This window comes from Spirosoma soli, from assembly GCF_042684525.1.
GTDB classification, from domain to species: domain Bacteria; phylum Bacteroidota; class Bacteroidia; order Cytophagales; family Spirosomataceae; genus Spirosoma; species Spirosoma soli.
Window position 1 is genome coordinate 301,108 of the sequence record NZ_JBHULN010000004.1, and the last position, 23,045, is coordinate 324,152.

At 43.7% G+C, this 23,045-nt stretch carries 22 protein-coding genes; 10 read left to right on the forward strand and 12 right to left on the reverse strand.

Annotation, left to right across the window (positions count from 1 at the left end; genetic code table 11):
• The first annotated feature begins 5 nt into the window (after nt 1-5).
• From ACFSUS_RS09105 to ACFSUS_RS09140, 8 genes are all read left to right on the forward strand, one after another.
• The gene (locus tag ACFSUS_RS09105) at nt 6-674 is read left to right on the forward strand and encodes a sugar transferase (protein ID WP_381521748.1); all 669 of its coding nucleotides are present in this window, start codon (nt 6-8) and stop codon (nt 672-674) included.
• Nucleotides 675-794: 120 nt separating this feature from the next.
• On the forward strand, nt 795-1,793 hold the full coding sequence (locus ACFSUS_RS09110; RefSeq protein WP_381521750.1) for a glycosyltransferase: 999 nt from the start codon (nt 795-797) through the stop codon (nt 1,791-1,793).
• A gap of 53 nt (nt 1,794-1,846) precedes the next feature.
• Nucleotides 1,847-3,139, forward strand: a complete 1,293-nt coding sequence (locus ACFSUS_RS09115) for a lipopolysaccharide biosynthesis protein (protein ID WP_381521752.1) — start codon at nt 1,847-1,849, stop codon at nt 3,137-3,139.
• An 11-nt stretch (nt 3,140-3,150) separates the two neighbouring features.
• Nucleotides 3,151-4,515 (forward strand): O-antigen polymerase, encoded by a 1,365-nt coding sequence (locus tag ACFSUS_RS09120; protein WP_381521754.1) that lies wholly within the window; start codon nt 3,151-3,153, stop codon nt 4,513-4,515.
• Entirely contained in the window at nt 4,512-5,129 is a 618-nt protein-coding gene (locus ACFSUS_RS09125; protein ID WP_381521755.1) for an acyltransferase, read from the forward strand. The genes ACFSUS_RS09120 and ACFSUS_RS09125 overlap by 4 nt, the downstream gene beginning before the upstream one ends.
• 111 nt (nt 5,130-5,240) lie before the next feature.
• A complete protein-coding gene (locus ACFSUS_RS09130; protein ID WP_381521757.1) occupies nt 5,241-6,098 on the forward strand; it encodes a glycosyltransferase family 2 protein in 858 nt (285 codons plus the stop codon).
• Nucleotides 6,095-7,003 carry a hypothetical protein gene (locus tag ACFSUS_RS09135; RefSeq protein WP_381521759.1) on the forward strand — a complete coding sequence of 303 codons (909 nt, stop codon included), beginning with the start codon at nt 6,095-6,097 and terminating at the stop codon, nt 7,001-7,003. The genes ACFSUS_RS09130 and ACFSUS_RS09135 overlap by 4 nt, the downstream gene beginning before the upstream one ends.
• A 2-nt stretch (nt 7,004-7,005) precedes the next feature.
• Nucleotides 7,006-8,178: a glycosyltransferase gene (locus tag ACFSUS_RS09140; protein WP_381521761.1), complete on the forward strand. Its 1,173-nt coding sequence runs from the start codon at nt 7,006-7,008 to the stop codon at nt 8,176-8,178.
• Here ACFSUS_RS09140 and ACFSUS_RS09145 read toward each other — a convergent pair.
• From ACFSUS_RS09145 to ACFSUS_RS09185, 9 genes are all read right to left on the reverse strand, one after another.
• Nucleotides 8,175-9,053 carry a WecB/TagA/CpsF family glycosyltransferase gene (locus ACFSUS_RS09145; protein ID WP_381521763.1) on the reverse strand — a complete coding sequence of 293 codons (879 nt, stop codon included), beginning with the start codon at nt 9,051-9,053 and terminating at the stop codon, nt 8,175-8,177. The two genes, ACFSUS_RS09140 and ACFSUS_RS09145, sit on opposite strands and share 4 nt — an antisense overlap.
• Nucleotides 9,054-10,125: 1,072 nt before the next feature.
• Nucleotides 10,126-10,890: a tyrosine-protein phosphatase gene (locus ACFSUS_RS09150; RefSeq protein ID WP_381521765.1), complete on the reverse strand. Its 765-nt coding sequence runs from the start codon at nt 10,888-10,890 to the stop codon at nt 10,126-10,128.
• Between the two features lie 320 nt (nt 10,891-11,210).
• Nucleotides 11,211-12,443 (reverse strand): Bcr/CflA family multidrug efflux MFS transporter, encoded by a 1,233-nt coding sequence (locus ACFSUS_RS09155; RefSeq protein WP_381521767.1) that lies wholly within the window; start codon nt 12,441-12,443, stop codon nt 11,211-11,213.
• A 429-nt stretch (nt 12,444-12,872) separates the two neighbouring features.
• Nucleotides 12,873-13,418 (reverse strand): REP-associated tyrosine transposase, encoded by a 546-nt coding sequence (locus ACFSUS_RS09160; protein ID WP_381521769.1) that lies wholly within the window; start codon nt 13,416-13,418, stop codon nt 12,873-12,875.
• A 258-nt stretch (nt 13,419-13,676) separates the two neighbouring features.
• Entirely contained in the window at nt 13,677-15,620 is a 1,944-nt protein-coding gene (locus ACFSUS_RS09165; protein WP_381521771.1) for a M1 family metallopeptidase, read from the reverse strand.
• Nucleotides 15,621-15,776: 156 nt separating this feature from the next.
• Complete coding sequence (locus ACFSUS_RS09170; RefSeq protein WP_381521772.1) at nt 15,777-16,475, reverse strand: DUF4097 family beta strand repeat-containing protein; 699 nt, start codon at nt 16,473-16,475, stop codon at nt 15,777-15,779.
• A gap of 24 nt (nt 16,476-16,499) precedes the next feature.
• On the reverse strand, nt 16,500-17,282 hold the full coding sequence (locus tag ACFSUS_RS09175; protein WP_381521774.1) for a DUF4097 family beta strand repeat-containing protein: 783 nt from the start codon (nt 17,280-17,282) through the stop codon (nt 16,500-16,502).
• 109 nt (nt 17,283-17,391) lie between these two features.
• Entirely contained in the window at nt 17,392-18,183 is a 792-nt protein-coding gene (locus ACFSUS_RS09180) for a HEAT repeat domain-containing protein (RefSeq protein ID WP_381521775.1), read from the reverse strand.
• Entirely contained in the window at nt 18,167-18,685 is a 519-nt protein-coding gene (locus tag ACFSUS_RS09185) for an RNA polymerase sigma factor (RefSeq protein WP_381521777.1), read from the reverse strand. Before ACFSUS_RS09185 ends, ACFSUS_RS09180 begins: the two co-directional genes overlap by 17 nt.
• A gap of 479 nt (nt 18,686-19,164) precedes the next feature.
• Between ACFSUS_RS09185 and ACFSUS_RS09190 the strand changes: the two genes are divergently transcribed.
• Complete coding sequence (locus ACFSUS_RS09190; RefSeq protein WP_381521778.1) at nt 19,165-19,863, forward strand: SDR family NAD(P)-dependent oxidoreductase; 699 nt, start codon at nt 19,165-19,167, stop codon at nt 19,861-19,863.
• Nucleotides 19,864-19,911: 48 nt separating this feature from the next.
• On the opposite strand, the gene ACFSUS_RS09195 is transcribed toward ACFSUS_RS09190, so the two are convergent.
• Both ACFSUS_RS09195 and ACFSUS_RS09200 read right to left on the reverse strand, forming a co-directional pair.
• Complete coding sequence (locus tag ACFSUS_RS09195; protein ID WP_381521781.1) at nt 19,912-20,430, reverse strand: hypothetical protein; 519 nt, start codon at nt 20,428-20,430, stop codon at nt 19,912-19,914.
• 12 nt (nt 20,431-20,442) lie between these two features.
• A complete protein-coding gene (locus tag ACFSUS_RS09200) occupies nt 20,443-20,973 on the reverse strand; it encodes a hypothetical protein (protein ID WP_381521783.1) in 531 nt (176 codons plus the stop codon).
• Nucleotides 20,974-21,271: 298 nt separating this feature from the next.
• Between ACFSUS_RS09200 and ACFSUS_RS09205 the strand changes: the two genes are divergently transcribed.
• Nucleotides 21,272-22,159, forward strand: coding sequence for an alpha/beta hydrolase (locus ACFSUS_RS09205; RefSeq protein WP_381521785.1), 888 nt, complete (start codon nt 21,272-21,274; stop codon nt 22,157-22,159).
• Between the two features lie 9 nt (nt 22,160-22,168).
• Here the strand turns inward: ACFSUS_RS09205 and ACFSUS_RS09210 are convergent, their stop codons facing one another.
• Nucleotides 22,169-22,921: a hypothetical protein gene (locus tag ACFSUS_RS09210; protein WP_381521787.1), complete on the reverse strand. Its 753-nt coding sequence runs from the start codon at nt 22,919-22,921 to the stop codon at nt 22,169-22,171.
• Between the last annotated feature and the right edge of the window lie 124 nt (nt 22,922-23,045).

Genomic DNA, 23,045 nt, shown 5'->3' on the forward strand with positions numbered 1-23,045 from the left:
TTTTTATGCTTAGTCTTGACTCACACTACAAACCCCTGTACGTGTATGCGGAGCCACGGACCCGGCACGCTGAATTCACCTACCAACACAGAGGAAAACGGGTATTCGACGTTTGCTTCTCGCTATTGGTAGTTATTCTGATCTTATCCTGGTTAATACCCTTACTTGGCATACTAATCAAGCTTGACTCACCAGGTCCGGTATTGTTTGTGCAGAAGAGGACCGGATACCGGGGAAATTGGTTCTACTGCTTCAAATTCAGGACAATGAAGCACAAGCCTAACGCGGCTTTCAAACAGGCCACTAAGCAGGACAATCGGGTTACCCGCTTAGGCCGCTTTCTGCGGAAAACGAATCTGGATGAGATGCCTCAGTTCTTAAACGTACTCATTGGTGATATGAGTGTTGTTGGACCGCGACCACATGCACTTCAACATAGCGCACAGTTTTGGAACAGTATGCCGGACTATAGAAAGAGGTATCGAGTCAAGCCAGGCATAACAGGCTTAGCTCAAGTACGAGGTTGTAGAGGGGAAACAGAAAAATTGATGAAAATGCAGCACCGAATAAAATATGATCGGTTTTACCGTAAAAAGATAAATATATTTATCGATATATGGATTTGTTGGCTAACTGTAAAAAATATGATAAGTGATAATGTAAATGCGTTCTAATAGTTGCGTAACAATTTATTGGAGCCGCTGATATAAAATAATATCATTACATATCATGTATATTGACGCTCTTAACGGAATTACAAATTGAAGGAAATATACTTTACAAAAACTAATGCTATGAAAAGAAATACTCGCAAGAGATACCTCGGAACAGTTATTGATCCTAGTATTGGCATAATAACTCTTAACTCACACATAAACTTAAATGATTTTTCAAAGGAGTTGTATCCGTACATCGATCGAAAAATCTACGTTATTTGTGGATTGTGGTGGAGCATTGAAAGTATTAAAGAGATAATACAAATGATATATATTATTGCTAAAAACAAGATTTTGTACCCAAAGATTAATGTATCAATATTATGTAATACTCAAAAGGAATTAAAAATTCTAAAATTTCTGAAAATAAATGCCATATATTGTAACCATAATTGCTTTATAGATGAAAATATTTTTGACATTAATAATAATAAAAAAAAATACAAAGCAGTATATAATGCAGTATTAAGTAGATTTAAAAGGCATATCTTATGTTCTAAAATAGAAGGTTTGACTTTGATAACTTATAAATACGATAATACAAAATATAAAAAATATTTGGAAGAAAATTTACATAGCGCTGTCTGGCAGAATTATAAAGAAAATGGTGCAATAGTATTCTTAACAAGCGATGAGTCAGCAAGTGTTTATAATCAATCATATGTGGGTTTAGCTTTATCAAAAGTAGAAGGAGCTATGTATTCGTCCACTGAGTATTTACTATGTGGGATACCAGTAGTTTCGACAAAGTCTAAAGGAGGAAGAGATATATTTTATAACATATATAACTCTATAATATGTAAAGCTAATTCAACTGATGTAAGTATGGCAGTTGATATATTAAGCAAGCGCAATGTGAACCCTTATAAAATAAGAAAAGATACGTTAGAATTAATGCTTGCTCATCGACAAAGGTTTGTAGAGCATATAAACCTTATAATAAAAAAAAATAATTTGGGTTATGATATACGTGACACATGGAATAATTGGTACATAAACAAGTTAAGACATGAACTATATGTTGAAGATTTAAAGGACTTACTATTTAAAAAAGCAGTAGAAGTAAACCAGTTTTAGAAAGAGAAGTAATCGCTATGGCTAGGTTATCTGATAATGTACGTTCGTTAAGAATGAAAAAGAATATAATATTTTCATTCTTAATTAAATTATTAAGTGTTATTGTAAATTTATTGTATGTGCCGTTAATTATTAACTATATTAACGCTGAAAGATACGGTATCTGGCTTACCATAAGTTCTTTCATTGGTTGGATGGGGTTGCTTGATATAGGTTTTGGAAATGGTTTGAGAAATAAATATGCAGAAGCTATTGCATTAAATGATATTGACGCACAAAGAAAGATAGTAAACACTACTCTATTTGTTTTGATAGTTATATCTTTTTTTATACTAGTAATAGGCTCTATTGCTGTTAATCATGTAAATTGGGATTCTCTGCTGGGCGTTTCTGAAGTTTATAGAGAGGAATTGAAGGAATTATTTTATTGTGTGATAATATTATTTTCAGTACAATTTATATTTCAAATAATTACTCCCATATATTACGCGATACAAAGGTCAAGCATGGTATCTTTTTCAAACCTATTAGGTAATATATTTGGTTTAGTAGGGGTACTTATCTTAAAAAAATACTCGCAGCCTTCTTTGATTTCATTAGGATTTATAATAATGTTTGGGAATATATTGTCATTTTTTATACTTTTTTCTAAATATTTTTTTATAGAAAGGCGTGGGTTGCTCAATATACATATGCTCCCCGATTTAGAGCATGTTAAGTCAATTTTTTCATTAGGGGTTAAATTTTTTATTGTAAACATAGCTTATGTAGTTCAGTATCAATCAACGAATTTTTTAATAAGCAAATATTTCTCTTTTGAAAATGTAACAGAATTTAATATTGCATTTAAGCTGTTTAGTGTTGGTGCTATATCTTTTAGTATAATAATTAGTCCAGTATGGAGTACCGTTACAAACGCCTATATCAGTAATGATTATGAATGGATAGAAAGATTAATCAAGAAATTGTTGTTAATGTGGTTATTTATATGTGTTGGCTGCTGTGTGGCCTTAATGCTTTCTGATGACATATATAAGTTGTGGATAGGCAATAACATTCAAATCCCATTTTCATATAGTTTAGGGGCAGCAATTATTATATGTACAAATTGTTTCTCATCAATTTTTATTCAAGTACTCAATGGTTTAAGCAAAGTAAATCTACAATTCTGGCTATCAGTTGTTGTAATTATTATATTTATTCCTTTGGCGTATTATTTATCAGTTCGTTTATCGTTAGGTGTATTTGGTATTTGTATTGCAATTGTACTTTCTAATTTTAATGGAATGCTTGTAGCACCTATACAGCTTTCTAGAATAGTTTATAAGATGAAGAAAAACACTTAATCTAAATTCAGATGAATACATTCAAAATTAATATTTATTTAACCATTTTTTTTATATCAATATCATTATTGGTAAATTTTGTTGTTAGCGTATACTTTGGTAATTATAGATTTGTACATTACATTAACTGGTCTACCCTAACGTTAATATTAATATTTTTGATTGTAACTTCGAGTGTAAAATACAGCGCAAATAAAGTTATATTGTATTTTTGGTTTATATTTTATTTGTGTGGGATTTTATTTTTAAATAGCGTATCAGTTATAGATAGTAAATTAAATATTGACAATGAAGATGCAGATAACTTTTATATACTTTGTTTGATTTCATTATCTATAGGCTTTAAGGTGTCGGAGCTAATATTTATAAATCGGAAATATATAGTGTCTCTTAATAGTTATATTACTTTAAACCCTATTTGTAATATAATTTTGTTTTTATTTCCTTTTGCTTTTTTTGTTTCAACATTACTTTCCCTAGGCTTTGTTCCTATCTTACTTGGTAAGTCAATAATTTCAGATATGTACAATTATAATTACGGGCCACTTTATGGTTATAAGTTTTTAATAATAATAAGTATTTTAGGGTTAATCTTTTATTCGTTAAACAGAAAGTATAAGTATAAATATGTTATACTAATTATAATATTTGCATTTATTAGCTTGATTGACGGTAAAAGGGCAGTTTTGTTGGCCGCTTCAATATCTGGGATCTACATGTATTATATATGTACGGTAAAACATAGTAATAAAATAAATTGGAAAGCAATTATATCACTGTCTGCTTTAATGATAATAATGTATACAGGGCTTTCGTCGTTGCGCAGTGGAGAAAATAATAGCGTAGATATTACAACAATTATTGAAAAATTTCCAATTGGAGTTGAATATACTGACTATGTATATTCTTTTAAAACGTATGATCCAGGGTCAATTAAGAACTATGATTTTTTAAAAAGCGCATTTGGGGCGTTTATGAATTCTACAATATTAGAAGCGTTTGGATACGATAAGCAAGAGATGATAATGTCTGGTAGCGCTTATACATGGATGAAGTTGTATGGAATTGACATGGGTATAAGGACAGGCATTATTTCAGAGCTTTATTTTCAATATGGATATGGTACATTTATTATAATATTCTTTATGGCTTTTTATTTCGATTATATTAATAGGAAAATATTTCAAGTGACAGATTTAATGACCTTCTTGCTAATTTTGTCTTTGTTTGGATTTAATGTTTTACTGATAGTGGGCCAAGCTACAGTTTACACAGGTACCCTTACACTGATATTATATTTTTATGTTTTTAACAAAGCATTCGCAGTTTTATATAAAGGACCTAATAGAGTTGTTCTTCAAAAGTACCAGTTATGAACAAATTGCTAAAATATTCATATTTAGTTCCTAGGAAGCTATTTCGTGTTATTTTTTCCAAAGTATCCTATGCTATGACGTATTATAAATTTAAAGTATTTGATGTAAAATTTTCGAATTTCAAGACAACAGGTATTCCTATAGTTGACACATATGGAGGTGGGGAAATAGTTATAGGACGTAATTTCAAAATGAATAATGGTATGTCGTCCACTTTAATTGGTAGGCAGCAGCAATGCTTTCTTATAGCAAATAGCGGTAGTATACTCATTGGCGATAACGTTGGCTTAAGTGGTACTGCTATTCATTGTAACAAGTTAATAAAAATTGGCAACAATGTTAGAATAGGGGGTAACACAGTTATATATGATACTGATTTTCATAGTTTGAACTATAAAAATAGGATTTTAGAGATAGAAATTTTTCAGGATGTTAATAAGCAAAGTGTGTATATAGGGAATAATGTATTTATAGGTGCTCATTGTACGATTCTTAAAGGAGTAACGATAGGAGATAACTCTGTGATTGGTGCTTGCTCTGTAGTAACTAAAGCAGTACCTGCTAATGAGATATGGGGAGGAAATCCGGCAAAATTTATTAAATTTAATAAATAATAAATTTTGCATTAATATGATTATCGTCAATTACTGTGTGTATTAGTTTTAGTCGATTAAAAGTTTAATTTGATTAACATTCTGTTAAAAGATTTAACTTAAATTGTTGTTATGGTTTATATTGTTATACCTGTCTTTAATAGATACCATTATACCAGAGAGTGTTTGTTAAGTTTATTTAGCCAAAGTTATAATCACTTTAAAATAGTTGTAGTAGATCATGGTTCCACTGATCGAACTAAAGAATTAATTAAAAAGGAATTTCCCAACGTTGTTTTGTTAGAAGGCGACGATAAAATGTGGTGGGCGGCAGCGACAAATGTGGGTGTAGACTATGCCTTAGAAAATAAAGCTGATTTTATACTAACTCTGAATAATGATTTGATTGTTAAAGAAGATTACCTTTCTTCTTTAATCTCTTCCGCTGGTATTCATTCAAAATCAGTACTTGGTAGCGTTTCCGTAGATATTAATAATAGTGACCGAGTAGCTTTTGCCGGTATTAAATGGAATCAATGGCTTGCAAAGTACTCATCGGCTATTCCATTACCGTCTAGTTACAATAAAGTAAAAGAAAATTATAAACTTATAGATACTGATCTACTTCCTGGAAGGGGTAGCCTGTTTCCATCATCGGTTTTTAAAGAATTAGGCTTATTTAATGAAAAGCGTTTCCCCCATTATATGGCTGATGAAGAGTTGTCATTAAGAGCAAGAAGAGCAGGTTATCAGCTGTATATTAATGCCAAATCGGTTGTTTATAGTTATATAGATGATACCGCTTTAAACACAGTTCATAAGAACAAAAAAAGTTTTAGATATTTACTTGATAATTTTGTTTTATTAAAATCGCCCAATAACTTAAGGATTAGATGGCATTGGGCTCAAAACACAAAATGGCCATATTTGTATTTTGTTTTGGATACCTCACGGGTTATTGCTTCTTATATCATAAATTGTTTTAAATGAATATACCTACTGATCTAGCCCCTATATTAATCTTTACCTACAAGAGGTATGATACGTTATATCATACAATTTCAGCTCTTCAAAAGAATATTTTAGCTAAAGAAAGCTGTTTGTTTATTTTTTCAGATTCACCAAAAACCAGTGAAGACTTGGATAAAGTTATTGAGGTGAGAAAATTTGTAAAAAATATATCTGGTTTTAAGGAAATTGTTATACATGAGGCTGATGAAAATACAGGTCTAGCCAATTCTATTATTAATGGGGTTTCTCAGGTTATTAATAATTATGGGAAAGCGATTGTACTTGAAGACGATTTAGTTACCAGCGAAAATTTTATAATGTATATGAATCAAGCTTTAGATTATTACTTATATAATGAAAAAATATTCTCTATTTCTGGTTTTACTATGCCATTAAATATTTTAAATAGACAGGATATTTATTTTACTATGAGAGCTTCTTCATGGGGATGGGCTACATGGAAGGATAGATGGAATGTTATAGATTGGACCGTCCATGATTATCTAGATTTTAAAAGCAATAGTAAGGATAGGGTTCTTTTCAATAAAATGGGGTCAGATTTATCATTTATGTTAGATCGCCAAATGGCTGGTAAGATAAACTCTTGGGCTATTAGGTGGTGTTACCATCAGTTTAAACATGGATTATATACAGTTTACCCTGCTACGTCAAAAGTACTTAATATTGGATTAGAAACACCTGAGGCAACTCACACTAATGAGAGATATAATAGGTTTAAAACAACTCTTGATACGTCAGATTGCACGGTATTTAATTTTCACACTGACATAAAGTTAGATGAAAAAATTATAAAACAATTTGTACGTCCTTACTCCGTTCCGGAGCGTATCAAATATAAGATTTTAAATACATTATTTTCTTAAAAATGAAAATCCTTTTTATTCATAGCTACTATCAGGTTTATGGTGGTGAAGATAGCGTGTTTCAACATGAATTGGATTTAATTAGATCATCTAACCAGGTAAGGTCTTTTTCAATGCATAATAAGCCAGGAGTACTTGGATCAATGCAATTTGTGCTCTCAATCTGGAATTCGTTTGTAGCCAAGCGTTTGAAGGACGAAATCATTGATTTTTCACCTGATGTAATTCATATTCATAATTTACACTATGCTATTGGACCTATTGCTATTCGAGTTGCGAATCGTATGGAGGTACCAATTGTGTACACATTGCATAATTATCGGTTGTTATGTCCTTCGGGCTCCCTGATGAACAATGGACACCTGTTTACCGATAGTATTAAAGCATACTTTCCTTGGAAAGCCGTTCGTAATAAAGTTTTTCGGCATTCATACATCTTAACGTTCTGGCTATCGTTTATTGGATGGTTTCATCGAGTTATTAAGACATGGGCTTTAGTTGATAGATACATAGTTCTTACTGATTTTGCAAAAGAAGTATATGTCTCCTCAACTCTAAATGTGTTACCAGAAAAATTTGTTGTAAAGCCGAACTTTGTAGTAGACTATAACAACGAGTCCACGAAAAGAGGCTCGCATTTTCTGTATGTTGGACGTTTGAGCGAAGAGAAAGGGACAGAGGTACTTCTATCTGCGTTTGCTCAGGTAGGTTATACTTTGCAGATTGCGGGTGAGGGGCCTTTAGCCGGTAAGGTCAAACGTCTCTCTGAAGGAAGTGAGAACATCCATTATTTAGGACCTTTAGACAGATCAGCAGTTTTACAGGCTATGCAGACATGTAATGCCTTGATTTTTCCGTCTATCTGGTACGAAGGTATGCCTATGGTTATTTTAGAGGCATTGTCACTCGGTACACCAGTTATAGCGAGTAACTTCGGAGCCATGGCATCTTTAATCAGCCATAAAGAAAATGGGTTACACTTTACCGTAAATGATAGTAACGATTTAGTAGATAAGCTTCACTTTTGGAGCAAATTAAAAGAGGAGCAAAAAGAAGTCTATAGATCTAACGCAATAGATTCCTACAAACTTAATTTTACTCCTCAGGCTAACGAAACTCAATTATTGACTATATACCGAAGTCTTGTTAAGAAAGCAGATCTGATACAGGTCTAGCTATTTTCAACTTTATATAGTTGCCCTGTTTCTTCTAAATAGCTATTAAGGTCTACGTCCTGATAGTAATACTTCAGATTAATATCCTGGAATAGGAATAAACTGAGTTTTTGCCTTATCAGGGAGTAAACGAAAACAGAGTTAGTGACAGCGTAGCGTTTGAACAAACGACGTGGTTCCTGAACGAGTCTAAAAATCCATTCCATACCTGCTCGCTGCATCCAAAGAGGTGCCCGGCTAACTTCGCCAGCTAAAACAGGTAGTGCTCCTCCAATTGCTAACAAAACTGCTGGAATACGATTCCTCATCCGACTTAACCAAAGCTCTTGCTTAGGACAGCCCAAGGCGACAAACACCAGTTTAGCTCCCGATTTTGTGATAAGGTTAATTTCTTCTTCTTCCTCCTCTTCTGTTAGCTTTCTAAATGGTGGCGAGTAGGCTCCTGCTATAATGAGTCTGGGAAACAGCTGTTGGCACGCTTTTTCGCTACGTTCCAACACATCAGCAGTTGAACCGTAAAAGAAGACAGGAATCTTATGCTCCGCTGCTTGTTCAAGTAAGCTAGGCAGCATGTCCATTCCAGTTATACGGTCTTGCTGTATACCGTATAACAAACGCATTGCCCAAACCAGTGGCATACCATCTGGGGTCACCCAGTCCGCATTATTAACGGCTCTGGCTACATCGGGCTTTTGTCTACATTCAACAGCCATATGGACATTAGCGAAGCAGACTGTACGGGAGTCTCCTCTCTGAGCTGCATTAATGATCCAATCGCGGACATGCTGGTAATTACCCAATGATACATTGAGGTTAATTACATTGGATCGTTTCCTTAAGCTGACAGGTTGTTTGAGTGAGGTAATAACAGACATAAAGTATATAGCGTGCCAGTTAGTTTACACGCCGTTTAGATAGTTGAGGGAATACTACTTTGTTATTAGCCAATGGCTTATCTAGTGGATTAGTCACTATTACTCGGATCGGTAAACCCATTAAGCATCCATAGCGATACCGAATTGATATTATGGGTATCAGCTTCTATGACGCTACGTGAGCCACTGGGAATTGATTATTAATACCGCTGGCTAACTGGCTGATTGCTTCTACTTTATCCTTATAGGTCAAGCTCCCACTTTCTATATGAATAGATGAGAAGATGTTAGGAAAGTTGAAAATAAAAGACTGCTGACAGCTAGGAGCGTTTACATAGTAAGGCTTCCAGTTAGTGCGACGTTGATCAGTCTTTGGGAATATATTCTTCTAACTGCAGGGTTAATTCTTGTCCAGACATAGCTTGTAGGCAAGTGGAACGCCAAGGATAGTTGCTCGTTTTCATTATGTGTAGGTTGTTGAGGAACGGTGGGTTCTTGATTAGCTCTTGATAGAATCGATTTTGCAATAGACTGTGCTCATAATGTAATGTTGAAGTTTACGTGTGTGAACAGGCATTCGACTCTAGTTGATGTAATTATGATCTCTAAACAGTCATTCTATCAGCTTATGAGTATTAATGATCAATTTAGAAACTGGTGGCAAACGCTTTATTAGTTGTTGACATAAATATAAAGTAAACTAATTTATGATACTAATAAGCATATATAATAACTTGTTGATTAAATAAAGAGCTAAGTATTCAAAATCTACTCTATTTAACGAGTAGTTTTAATGGTGAATAATACTTAGTTTGTATAATATCAAAAGTAACAGTATGAATGGGTGAGTCAAAGTATATTTATTAAACGTATTGTAAATTTTATGTTTAAGTATGCCAATTTTCTAGTATAGACAAGGGCTACTACCTGTGACCTTATTTAAGTATCAGTATATAAATCGGTAGCTTAATGAAAAATAGTGCATAGGTAGCTACAAGCTGTAGCTAACACATATGTTAGTAGTTGCAGTAGGAGATGCGCTAAGAAGAGAAGGAAGTAGATACCGTAAGGCTTAATCAATCAACGACTGGTTGAGCAACGGCTGCTCTGCGATCAGTTTGAGATCCGTTGGATTGAGCAGGCGTTCCATCGTGTTCAGGTCGCTGGGCTTGTGCATGTCGCTACCGATGAAGTCGATACTGTGCTCATGAAGAAGATGCCGGGCCTGTTTTTCAACACTTGAGCCGTAGCGCCCCGTGAGCGACATCCAGTTCAATTGAAGTCGGCACCCAGTTTCGCGGAGCTGGGTGAGCGCCTGTTTGTTGTCGTGGTAATATTTGTACCGTTCGGGGTGGGCCAGCACCGGTGTGTAGCCGCGGGTCTGGATGCGGAACAGTATATCGTCAAGATGCAGCGGAGGAGCCGACCAGCCCGTTTCAATCAGGAGGTAGCGTTGGGCGCCAAAGGTAAGCAGGTCGCCGGTATTAAGGCGGTCCGGGAAGAAGTCGTCGAGGAGATATTCGGCCGCTACGTCGACGGTGATTGGTAGCTCGTGTTCGGCAATAATCGTCTGCAAGGCCGCCAGACCTTCCTGAATGGCAGTGGTTGTGTTCGGATACCAGTCGCGGCTGACGTGCGGAGTGGTGATGACTTTCCGAATACCCCAGTCGGCCAGTTGTTTAAGACAGGTCACGGCTTCGTCTGGATCGCTCACGCCATCGTCCAGGTTCGGAATCAGGTGCGAATGGATGTCTACTTGCCAGAAGCAAGCGTCTGATTGACGTGTGGGGGCTTTACGATTGGGAATGAGTCGCTGCCAAAACCTTTTATTTAACATTCATAACAAAGATAGGAAGTTATTTTACAATTGCCGGTGAGGGCTGGTCAATGTGTATCTGGCTACGGCCTTGATAGTGGCTGGTGTTGGCCGTGGTCTCCAGACTATGGCCCAGCCTTATCCGGTCTATGACCGGTATCTAGTCGCAGTGTGTGATTGGAACATATACGTAACAAACGCCGGTCATAAACCGGATAACACCCAAGCCGGTGCGGTAGTCTAATACTGCGCTGAACGGCTCGCTCAATTGGCTAACTACTCAACGGCTTAACCACCCGTCTTACTCGACTGCCTGATTACGCTTACTATTCAACTTGTGTTTACAACGTAGCTTCGGAAAGGGATTCTTCAGTAGCTGTCGGCTGCATTTGACGAACGGCTTTTTCGCCGATGAGTAGGGTTACTAACCCTGTGACGACGCAGACGGTCATGGTCGCCACCATCGGAATGGCGGTGTTATTATGCAATAAGCTGACTACTCCCGAGACGATTGCCCCTAAACCCATGCGGAAGCTGCCCATCAAGGCGGCTGCGCTACCGGCGTGTCGGACGAAGGGGGCGAGCGAAAGGGCAGAGGCATTCGGGTTGGTCAACCCTTGCCCGCATAAGAATAGGAACAGCATGACAATAAGGCTGTACTGGTTGTACCAGCCAGCCCAGGTGCCAACGACGAGCAGCAGGCCAACGACGGACTGGTAAATCAGGACAGTATGTACGATCTGTTCGCTCCGGAATCGTTTGAGCAGAATATGATTCAGTTGGGTTGGCGCAATGATACCCACTGCGAGGGCAGCAAAAATCCAGCCGTATTCCTGTTCGCTGACGTGATAGATGTTCATGAACACGTCGGGCGAACCGGCGATGTAAGCAAACGGGGCTGATGTGGCGAAGCCGCCTGCCAGCGCATACGTCAAAAATTGGGGTTGCTTCAGGACGGTGTAAAAGTTGGCTAATACCGCCGTCGGCCGTAGCGATAACGTAGGGTCGGGCTGCCTGCCATCAGGTAAGGCGAAGTGAATAGCAATTAGGATAAGGGCGGTAATGCCGGCGAGAATGATGAAAATGGCATGCCAGCCAAACGCGGTGGTTGCGTAGCCGCCCACAGTGGGGGCAATCATGGGAGAGACGGCGACTACCAGCGTGAGTAGAGAAAACACCTGGGCGGTCTGGTTGATGGGAAACAGATCACGGACCAGGGCCTGAGCCGCAACCAAACCAACGCATCCGCCGAGGGCCTGTAGTAGCCGCATGGCGATCAGGGTTTCTATCGAGTTGGTCAGGGCACACCCCAGGGAGGCCAGCATATAAACAGTTAAGCCGACATAGAGCGGTCGTTTCCGGCCGTATCGGTCTAGGAGGGGGCCATACAAAAGTTGTCCGGCCGAAATACCGATGAAGTAAGCAGTTAACGAAAGCTGAACCTGGGCAATGGATGTGTGAAGATCACGGGCAATCGCCGGAAAGCCCGGCAAGTACATGTCGATGGCGAATGGGCTGATGGTGGATAATGTTCCTAAGATCAGGATGATTACAAAATACTGTCGTCGCGTCATAACTGGGTAAGCGGTGTCTACTTGTAGACGCTTGAGAGGAAGCGATTGTTCCTTTGGAGGAAGTACGACTGAGGTAGTGGTTCGTTAAGTAACGTCCGGTGTTGGGCGTTTTAGCGTGGTTGAGTGGTTGTCTGGTTGGGCGGTCGAGAGGTTGGGCGGTTGGGCATAGTCTCCAGACTATGCCCAGGTGTTCTCCGGTCTCTGACCGGTATGCTGTTGCTAACCGGGACTGTAGCTCTGTAACATAACACCGGTCAGAGACCGGATAACGCCCGAGCGGAGTCTGGAGACTCCGCTCAGCCGCTCCCGCTCAGCCGCTCCCGCTCAGCCGCTCCCGCTCAGCCGCTCCCGCTCAGCCGCTCCCGCTCAGCCGCTCCCGCTCAGCCGCTCCCGCTCAGCCGCTCCCGCTCAGCCGCTCCCGCTCAGCCGCTAAAGTAAATCAATGTCGATGAGGGCCTGACGACCCGCGTAATTGCGGGCACTTGAATATAGATACTCCTGGGGCTCTTCGACCCAACCCGCGCGTACTGGGTTTTGGTGAATGTAATTGAGCTTCTGATCGATAAATTTATTGGTTATGATTTCGATGGCGTGGTTCTCGTGGGTCCAGAATTGACGGGTTGAGTTGCGTACGTGGCGTTGTGCTGCAAACTCAAATCGCTTCAGCATCCAGTCTTTACGACTTTCCACTTCATTGGCCGCTATCTCTTTTAATATAGTGTTGGCCGTAAATTTTTTTAAATCTCGCAGTACGTCGGATAGGTTTTCGTGGCGAGCGCGAACCATGAGGTGCACATGATTGGTCATAACGACGTAGCCGAATACTTCGAGGCCTTTGTGCTGACGACAGTAGGTTAGGCTGTCCAGCACAATGTCGCGGTAGACACGTCGACTAAAGACGTCTACCCAATCAATGACTTGTAACGTAAGGAAATAAGCAGCCGCTGGATCGCTGATCTGGTAACTATGGTTCATGGTATGTACGGTGGTCAATAGACTGAAGCAATTGTGATCTGCTCCGGCCTAAAACTACGACCGTAACGCCAATTTGTACTGATGAAGTTGTGTTTAGGCAGTTGGGCGTAGTCTTCAGACTACCGTGACGGCGGACCAGCCCCGGCGTTACCCGGTCTCTGACCGGAATAGAGATAAACAAGACCGGTCAGAGACCGGGTAACGCCCGAGCGGAGTCTGGAGACTCCGCTCAACGGCTAAATTTTATAAGGTTGAAAATTACTTCGCTTTCCAACTGTTGTTGCTGCCATCAGCGTCCATAAAAACGCCACCTTCCAACGTCATTGATTGCACTTTTTTCTTCGTCGGGAGCTTCACGACAGCCTGGCTTTGGTTGGCTTGCCAGATGGCGGGCGTCTGATGGAATGTCTCTTTGGTGCCGTCAGTAAATTGCACGACAATGTCAACTGGAGCGACGTAGCCACCAAGGTTCTGGAGTGTCACCGTGTGCTGGTTGGCGGATGGTATAACCTGCTGAATGGCTAAATCAATATAATTGTTACTAAAAAACCAGTTGTTCCAGAACCAGTTCAGGTTTTTGCCCGATGCGTTGTTAAAGCTGTAGAACATGTCCCAGGGGGTTGGGTGTTTGCCGTGCCAGCGGTTCATGAATTCGTGCATTGATTTTTTGAACAGCGCATCGCCCAGCAGGTCTTTCAGGGCCAGGTAGCCGATGGCCGCTTTCCCGTATTCGTTGTTGCCCAGGGCCGCCCCGCTCAGTACGTTGGCTGGCGTAATGATGGGCAGGTCTTCTTCGGCGGAGGGGTCCTGACTCCAATACGCGACCCGGAACTGCTGGAAGTTTTTGGTGGCTTGCCCGGTACCCAGGTCGGCCTGACTGATCAGGTATTCCAGCGCGGTTACCCAGCCTTCGTCCATGAATCCATAGCGGGTTTCGTTGATGCCCATATAAAATGGAAACCACGTATGGGCAATCTCGTGCTCGGCCACAAAGCGCGAGAAGTTCAGATCCTGAGTAGTGGCGTCGTTAACCATCATCGGATACTCCATGTCGGCAAAGCCCTGCACAATGGTGGTTTTGGGATAAGGATACGGAATGCCCGGCCAGTTGTTGGAAAACCAATCCAACGAATGTTGCCCAAATTTGACCATCTGGTGGAAGTCTTTGGCATCGTCCAGAAAAGCGGCCTGTACGCCCGACCGCCGACGGGTGGCTTTGTCGACCACAACGCTCGACGCATCCCAAACGTAATGGTTGCTGAGACAGAAGGCCACATCGGGTACGTAGTTCGCTTTCCACCGCCAGGTATTGGTGGCTTGCTGTTGGGTTACGCTACCGGCCGTTACCTCCTGAAGGGTAGCGACGTGAACCACCGAATCGGTTTGCATGGATTCGCTCAAGCGTTTGGCGTAGGTGGGTTGTAACACCTCGCTGGCGTTTTGCAAATCGCCGGTTCCCCAGACAATGTAGTTCTTTGGCACGTTGACCGTAACGACATAGTCGTTGAAGTCACTATAAAACTCCTGCGCTTCGGTAAAGGTCGTCAGGTCCCAGCCGTAGTAATCGTCGTACACTGCCACCCGGGGGTAGAAATAGGCCAAAAAGAACGTAGTCGAGTCAATGGCTCCTTCGCGACCGCTTTCAATGGACATGTCGAAATGCCAATCGAACGATAGCTTGACCGAGTCGCGGGGCAGAAGCGGCTTGGTGAGGGCTACTCGTTTTGCCGTCGCCGTACCGGCTTCCTGCCAGTTTTTTGGGGTGTTATTTTCGGTGTACTTGTCAATGTGAATGCCTGAAGTGAGGTAATTGTCGGAGGCTGCTCCTTGCCGGGCGGCCCCCGGCTTATGACTGTTCAGAAACAATTTAATGACCAGATTGCGTAAGGTATCGGGGCTATTATTGACGTAGGTAATGTCTTCAGTGCCCCGGATGGTGCGGTTAGGCGGGGTAGCCGTAATGTTGATGGTATAGCGGGCGGAGTTCTGCCAGTACTTCGGACCGGGCTTGCCATCTATGGATCGGGTGCCTTTCTGGTACGCTTTTTTGACGTTACGTGGCATGTAAAGACTTTGGGCCTGGGTTTCCAGCGCACCGAAGGCCAGACAAACGAGTAGTAGGAAACTTGTTAATGAGGAGCGGTAAGTTGACACGTAAATTATTGGTTTGATGATGGCTACAAACTGGATTTTAGCATCCATACTACTAAACTGTTTCGCCTTGAAAGGTAGGGGTTCCTGGACAATCTAGCAATTAAACGCCCGTCTAGACTTAGTTAACGTAAAACGGATCTTCCCTTATCAGCTTTATAAGACTGATTGGGAAAGATCCGTTTTACGTAGTGGGTAAGGTGTATCTTAGTTCTTTTTGCGCAGATATACATCGTTACTAATCGATTCCAGCCGAACGTCGGGGCCTCCACCGTTTATGGTGCCTTCTAACTGATAGCCGACAATTGGGTTCTTTTCCCGCTTGTTCTTGAAACTGATATCCAGGTCGGAGTAAACCTCGCCCGTAATCGTTTTCATAGCCAGGTTAGCGCCTTTGGCTTTCGGCCAGCTCATATCGATATAACCGCTGATGGTTTTAGCGGATACGGCCTCCGTAGCCCCTTCAATGTCGATGTTTCCGCTAATAGTTTCGAGCTTGAGTTTGGCCTGCCGGGGTAAGTATATCTCATAGGTGATGTCACTGCACAGGTAATAGCGAGTGCCGTTGCGCTCCGTCTGCCAGGTCGATTTCTGGCCGGGACAATCCTCGGCTTTGCTTTGTTTCAGCATGTCCTGATCATAGTCCGTTTTTACTACAATTTCTTCATTAGTAGAGTTAGTTGTTACTACGAGAGCGTCGTTGAGCCGACCGCCATTAATCGTAGCCGCGATACGTACCGACACTTCCTTTTTGTCCCAATACCGGACTTGAATGCTGTCGCCAAACTTCAGGTTGAGGTTAACGAGTTGATTAGCTGAGAAGGGAAGTTTCTTTTCGATGATTTTCTGGGCCGATACGGGGCCGACAACAAGGCCCAGGACGAGTAGGAGCAGGATCTTTTTCATGGGAACAGGAGGGGAATGGGCCGGTTATTTCTGTTTACGGATGTAGATGTTGCTGCTGATGGTGTTGAGTTGAATCTCGACGCCACCGCCATTTGTAGTACCTTCGATGTTGTTACCACCGCCTACTTTCGACATGCCGTCTTTGGTGTTCTTCAGACCCAGGTCGAAGTCTGTATACATCTCGCCGTTAATCGACCGCAGCTTCAGGCTGGACTTAGCACTAGCCGGTAACGTAACATCTACCGAGCCGCTGATGGTCGAGATAGCCGTTGGCTTTTCCTGGCTCAGATTTGAGTAGACGACCTTCACTTCCCCGCTGGTGCTGTTCGCCACCACTGGCCCTGTTACGTTGATAAGGTCAATGTCACCGTTGTTGGTGCGCACTTCGAGGTCGCCGTCCATGTTACTGATGGCGATGTTTGCTCCGCCTTGCCAATTAGTTTGCTGATACAGCACCGCCACTTTTCGGGGGAGCCGAATGGTGTATTTAACCGACTTCCGGCTTGCCTTTTCGATGCGAAGGCCACCGTTTTCGGGCGTTACAGCCAGGCCTATGCCCGAGTTGTCGACGGCATTGTAATAAATGGGTTTCAGCCCTTTGGCCCGTTCGGGGGGCGCTTCGAAGCCCGACGAAGCCTGGATAATGACTTCGTCCCCGTTATGGCCTTCGATTTTGAGATCGCTGCCGGCCATTTCAATGACAACTTTACGGTCTTTGGCATTAGCGAGCTTGGTTTTGTATTCCTGCGCCTGCAGCGTGGCTACGCACCACAACAGGCTGGCACTTAAGAAAAGAGACTTTTTCATTGAATTTGGTTGGTAATAAGTGGTGATACAGTGTTGACTTGGTCCTGACTGGGCATAATACACCCAGCCCATGAGAGGGATATTAGTTTTGGTTGGATTGTACGGGAGTTTAGGAAGGTGCTGTGCCGCCCCGACTTAGGCGATTGAGGCCCTCTTCGGCCTTCAGTCGCACCACGTCGAGCACCTGTTGGTTACGCGCCAGTTGTTGGATTTGCTTTATGGCTCGTTTTTCCTTAATCGATACCAGCATGTCAATTAAGGTTATCTGTACGTTCGGATCAGTCTGAATGGCCAGGGACTGAATCAGCGCTTCGCGAACACCCGGTTCCTCCTCAAAGCGAAGCAGTGCCTGGCAGGCCGCCAACCGGACGTTGACGTTGGCGTCGAAATTCAGGGTATTAATGAGCAGCTGCGTTATATCCTGATCAACCCGCGCGAGTTCGTAACTCTGATTCACTGCCTGAATGCGTTCGCTAGCCGAGGTTTTAGGGGTTTGTTCGAAGGCGAGCACTTTTTTCATTTCCAGCGCCGGTGTTACGTCGCCGTTGGCTGCGGTCGGTTGTTGCTCGTTTCGGTCTGAGCGCCATTGGGTATACAACAGCCCACCCCCAAAGCCCACGATCAGCAGGGCCAGGCTGGCGGCTATGCGCGCAACCCAGTTTGTTAACCGACGGACTGGCCCCGGCGCTGGCGGGTTCATCTTGGCGGCCAGCTGATTGCTGAACAGCAACGACGGGTGCTGAGTACGCGCTTCGGCGAAGTAACGGAACTGAGCCGCATGTGTTTGCAGATGCTCCGGAACCGGGTCTTTCTGGAAAAACTGCCGGAGCTGTTTTTCTTCCTCCAGGCTTGATTCTCCGTCGTAATATCGCTCCAGCAGCTTATCAATATCCTGCTTCATAATCGTTCGCTTTTAGGTAGCTGTCGCGCAGCCGTTGGCGGGCCCGCGACAGAATTACTCGAATATTATTCACACTAAGGCCGGTTACCGCTTCGATCTCGTCGAACGAATATTCTTCAACGTCGCGCAGGTGAAGCACCAGTTTTTGCTGGTCGGGTAGTTCGTCAATCAGTCGACGCATTAGACCAGCGCTGTCGGCTAGTTCGGTATGCAGATAAGGCGACACAGCTTCTGTTTGCACGCCCGACAAATCAGCATCCTTAGCCATTTTCTGTTTGTTGTGCGCTTTCAGCCGATCCAGGCATAGATTCTTCGTCATCTGCACCGCCAGGGCTTCTACACTGTGGTACGTTTCCAGCTGCTGCCGGTTGGTCCAGAGCCGTAGCAACACATCCTGTAAGGCGTCCTCGGCTTCTTCGCGGTTGCGTAGAAACAACTGAGCCAACCGAAAAAGGCGGCCCTGAACGGGAAGGATGCGTTGTTTAAAGGCTTGTAGATCCATTTCAGTGACAAAGACGCCTGAAACTGGAAAACATTACAAGCCGAGCGAAAATATTTTGAATAGTTACTGTAAGTGGTTGATAGATAAAGGGATATAGTTATGGCGCTTGGCGGACCACTGGTTTGGTGCAATGTTTTAAAAGTTGTTTGAATTAGCGTGTTTGGAGTTTTAGACCGGTCGGAGACCGGATAACGCTGGGTCGTAGTCTGGAGACTACGACCAACCACGACCAGCCTAATTAACGTCAATTTAGGACTATTTGGCCCGTAGGGCCTTTACAGCGTAGCGTTGGTAGCCTAAACATGTCCATTAAGAATTATCTGTGCCGTCAGGTACAGAACGGTGGCGTGCCTGACAGCAAGCCGACGAAGAATATGTGTTGCCCAATGCAGAAGCCCTATTGGCTAAATCAGCAAACATCGCAATGGCAAATTCACGGTAGTGATTACCTTGCAATACTGCTGATAATTTGTATCTATATGGCAACCATATTTTTAACCGGAGCGGCCGGGGGACTAGGCCGCGTAGTTACCGAAACCTTACTGAGCCAGGGGCACCGCATCATTGCGACTGTTCATCCCGGAGCAGACTCCAGTTTATCCGTGACTGGTTCATCTGGTGAGCTGATTACGTACGAAGTTGACCTGACCAACGAAGCTCAGGTCGGTGATTTAATTCAACGGGTGTTGGCTAACCACGGCCCCATTGACAATGCTATTCTGCTCGCGGGTGGCTTCGCGATGGGTTCTTTTGCTGAAACCGATGGTGCGTTGCTTGACAAGATGCTGACGTTAAATTTTAAAACAGCCTACTACGTTGTGCAGCCCTTGTATGCCCACATGAGTCAGCAACCGGACGGCGGGCGGTTTGTGCTTGTGGGGGCTCGACCGGCTTTAGAAGTACAAGCCGGGCAGCACATGGTAGCCTATGCTCTGTCGAAGTCGCTGTTGTTCGAACTGTCTGATCTGATCAATGCCTCTGGCAAGGAACGCAATATCGTATCGACGGTTTTGGTGCCCAGTACCATAGACACCCCTGCCAATCGAAAGGCTATGCCAGAGGCAGACTTCACGGCCTGGATCGACCCGCACGACATCGCCGACACCATTAGCTTCGTCTTGTTTGGGAAAGGGCAAATCTTGCGCGAACCCGTGCTGAAGTTGTATAACCGGGCCTGATGGTTGACCACTGAGAACATACATGCATGTAACTGCGCGGGTAACGACTCAGGAGGCTTTATCCGTATCCAGCGACGATAGCCAGGCCATCAATCCGCAAAAAGACAGAAACAGGCCGAAGAGGATCAACGTCCATTTCAACACCGGCAAAAACGACCAACGGGCCACAAAACAAAGGCCCGCGACAAACGCTATGCCCAGTAACACCATGCAGCCTAGACCGACGAACACCATATAGCCGGTACCGATGCCCGCATCGCGGCTGTCGTTGTACCGAGCCGAGTCGCACAGAAAACTAACAACAAGCAAGATACCAACCAGGCTGGCAAAGGTGATCCGGAGCAGCCACCACCACGGGCTTCCCGGTGCCCAGAATAAAGACACAAAAGCAAGCAGTACGCCCAAAGTTGGTAAAAACCAGCCATAGTTTAAGAGCTTTTCATGGTCGGCGTCGGCTAGTGGGCGGTACAGCGCAATGATCACACTCGTGAGAATGAACATCAGCACCCAGACTAACTCGGGGCCAAGGAGGTAAGCCGCAGTACGGTTCATAGTAGAGGTTGCCATAACATATAGAAATTACGTAGCGGTATTGACTAGTGACAGAATAGAGAATACCAGGCCAACAATGAAAAAGACACCGGAGAACACAGTTGCCAGAATCATAAGTACACCTCCTACGGGCTTCGGTCCTATAAGCAGCTGATCATTTTCTTTGAACGTACTCGTTGAGAAATTCTCTAACCGAAACGAGCCAGGATACTTAATCGTGAACTCTCCAACCGAAACAGTCCGGTGGCCCGCTATATCGGTACGTTTAGAGGACGAGAAGATGTACGTTCCTACGACTATAGTTTCACCGGTTTGAAGATCGCGGATTCGAAAGGAGTTATTTTTCGGAATCAAGCCCAGTATAGAGGGCCGTTTTACTGCGATCTCGTACACGCCCGGTGCTTTGATGTCGAAATCAAATGCAGCCGATTGAGCACTTTGCTTAGTACACGGTTCTATCGAATAAATGGCAATTAGTTTGGCCACGCTTTTTATCAGAAGCCCCAGGCTGACCAGGGTTAACACAATAAATAAGGTTGTTGCCCAGGTCGAATGCATAATTTTGTGTTGGGTGGTAAAGATGATCGGGGTATGTCGGCAAAAGTACATCCGTGGAGTGGGAGGGTACCAGGCAGAGTGAGTAACCGGTCGCGTAGGGTGAATAAGTAGCCGGAAAAGCCCCACAAGCTGTTAAAGAGCCTAACCCACAAGTCTTTAAGTAACTGCTTTACAATAGAATGATCAGACCACTATTCGTGTGGGTGTTAGTATCAATGCTTGGCTCGAAAAGACATAATACAAAACACTACGTATATATAGGGGTTAGTGTATCTCCCTCTTTACTTTGTTTTATTCCATGCTCGTTTTGCGATTGCTCTGGCAGGTGCCCCTTAGTCTGTTTGTCTTGGTTACGGCGCTGGCGCTTGCCAATGAATACGCCATAGCCCGGCCCAGTCGGCGCACCAAAGACATTCCTTACCTGGCTGCTAACGTCCCTGGCTTTAATCCTGAGCGGCACATACTGGATGTGTACTCGCCCCGACACAAAGCGACCGCAGGCTATCCGGTGGTGGTCTTTATCCACGGTGGCAGTTGGGATAGCGGCAACAAAAACATCTATACGTTTGTCGGCCGGCGGCTGGCCAAGCAGGGCGTCGTCGCCGTTGTTATTAACTACCGGTTAGCACCCACGGTCGAGGTGCCCGCTATGGCCGACGACTGCGCCCGGGCAGTGCTTTGGACCACCGAGCACATTGCCGAGTATGGCGGCAACCCAAACCGGGTTTTCGTGATGGGCCATTCGGCTGGGGGCGGACTAGCCGCTTTGCTGGCTACTGACAATCGGTTGTTTGCTAAGGTTGGCTTGTCCCAAAATCCGATTAAAGGGGCTATCCTCGATGATCCGGCGGGGGTAGACATGTTTGATTACCTCAAAAAAATGGAGTACCCCAACGACCAGCAATACCTCGTGCCGTTCGGGAAAGATCCGGCGGTTTGGCGCGACGTTTCGCCACTATATCATGTCAATGCGGGAAGCCCGCCCATGTTACTGTACGTTGGCGAGCGTACTTACCCGAGCATTGCCAGCAGCACCCGCCGGTTCGATCAGAAGCTTCAGGCGCTTGGTGTTAAGCATACCTTTTCTGTTCTGCCCGGTAAAAAGCACATTCCCATGGTGTTGCAGCTTTACTGGAAAAATAACGTCATCTACCGCGATTTACTCAAGCTGGTCGGCGCGGGATGATGAGCGGGCTCAATACAGTTTGATCTTATAGCGGTAGCGACCTCTGAAGTATTCCCTCATCTTTAAAACCTCCCTCGACTGGTCGGCAATCCAGAACGTAGCGGTGGCGCCCTGCTGGCCGTAATCAATCTGGAGTAGCCAGCAGTTTACTTTGGTAGTACCGCTGATTGGTAGATCTTCTTTCCCGGTTACGGTTAGCTTATAATAATTGGACGTAGGGCTACCAGGTTCGTAAAAGGCAATGGCAAACTGCTGGCCTACTTTCTTGAACGGGAGCAAGGGCAAAATCTCCAGATCCATCGGAAATTCAAAGGCAGGTGGCGTCATCACCACCTTAAACGTACTGTCTTTGGCCGTTTTTCGGCTAGCCTCCGGAATGGTAACGGTGTTGCCGGTGAAGATGAAGTTGCGGTCGCCCCGGTTGTGATACGTAGCATTATGTGAAAGCGGAGCCAGCGAGGGGGCTAAACCAGTGGCCGAAACCTGAGAAATAAGGGTGTCTTTGCGGTACCAGCGCCAATCGAACTGGTAAATTTTCTGTCCTGAAGCATTCGTGGAAAACCGAACGGTTCGGTCCCAGAGGTCAGCGGACGTTAGTCGTTTGCCGGTACTGTCCTCGAAGAAAACGGCGTAGGTGCGCTTACTCTCTTTAAAAGCCGCCAGGTTCAGTTTTGAGGTAGTTGGGTTAATTGTATCGATCTGGGCACTGGCCGGAATAAATAATCCTAAAAGTAAATGGCTAAGTAGTAGAAGCTGTTTCATTGGCCGTTCTGCGTAAGGCCGCAAGTTACCAAGGCAATCCAGCGCCAACCAGCAAAAGTTACCCAACTAGTCTATTGACAGGATGAACTCGCTAATTAGCCAGACAAACGGTGTTGTTTGGCCT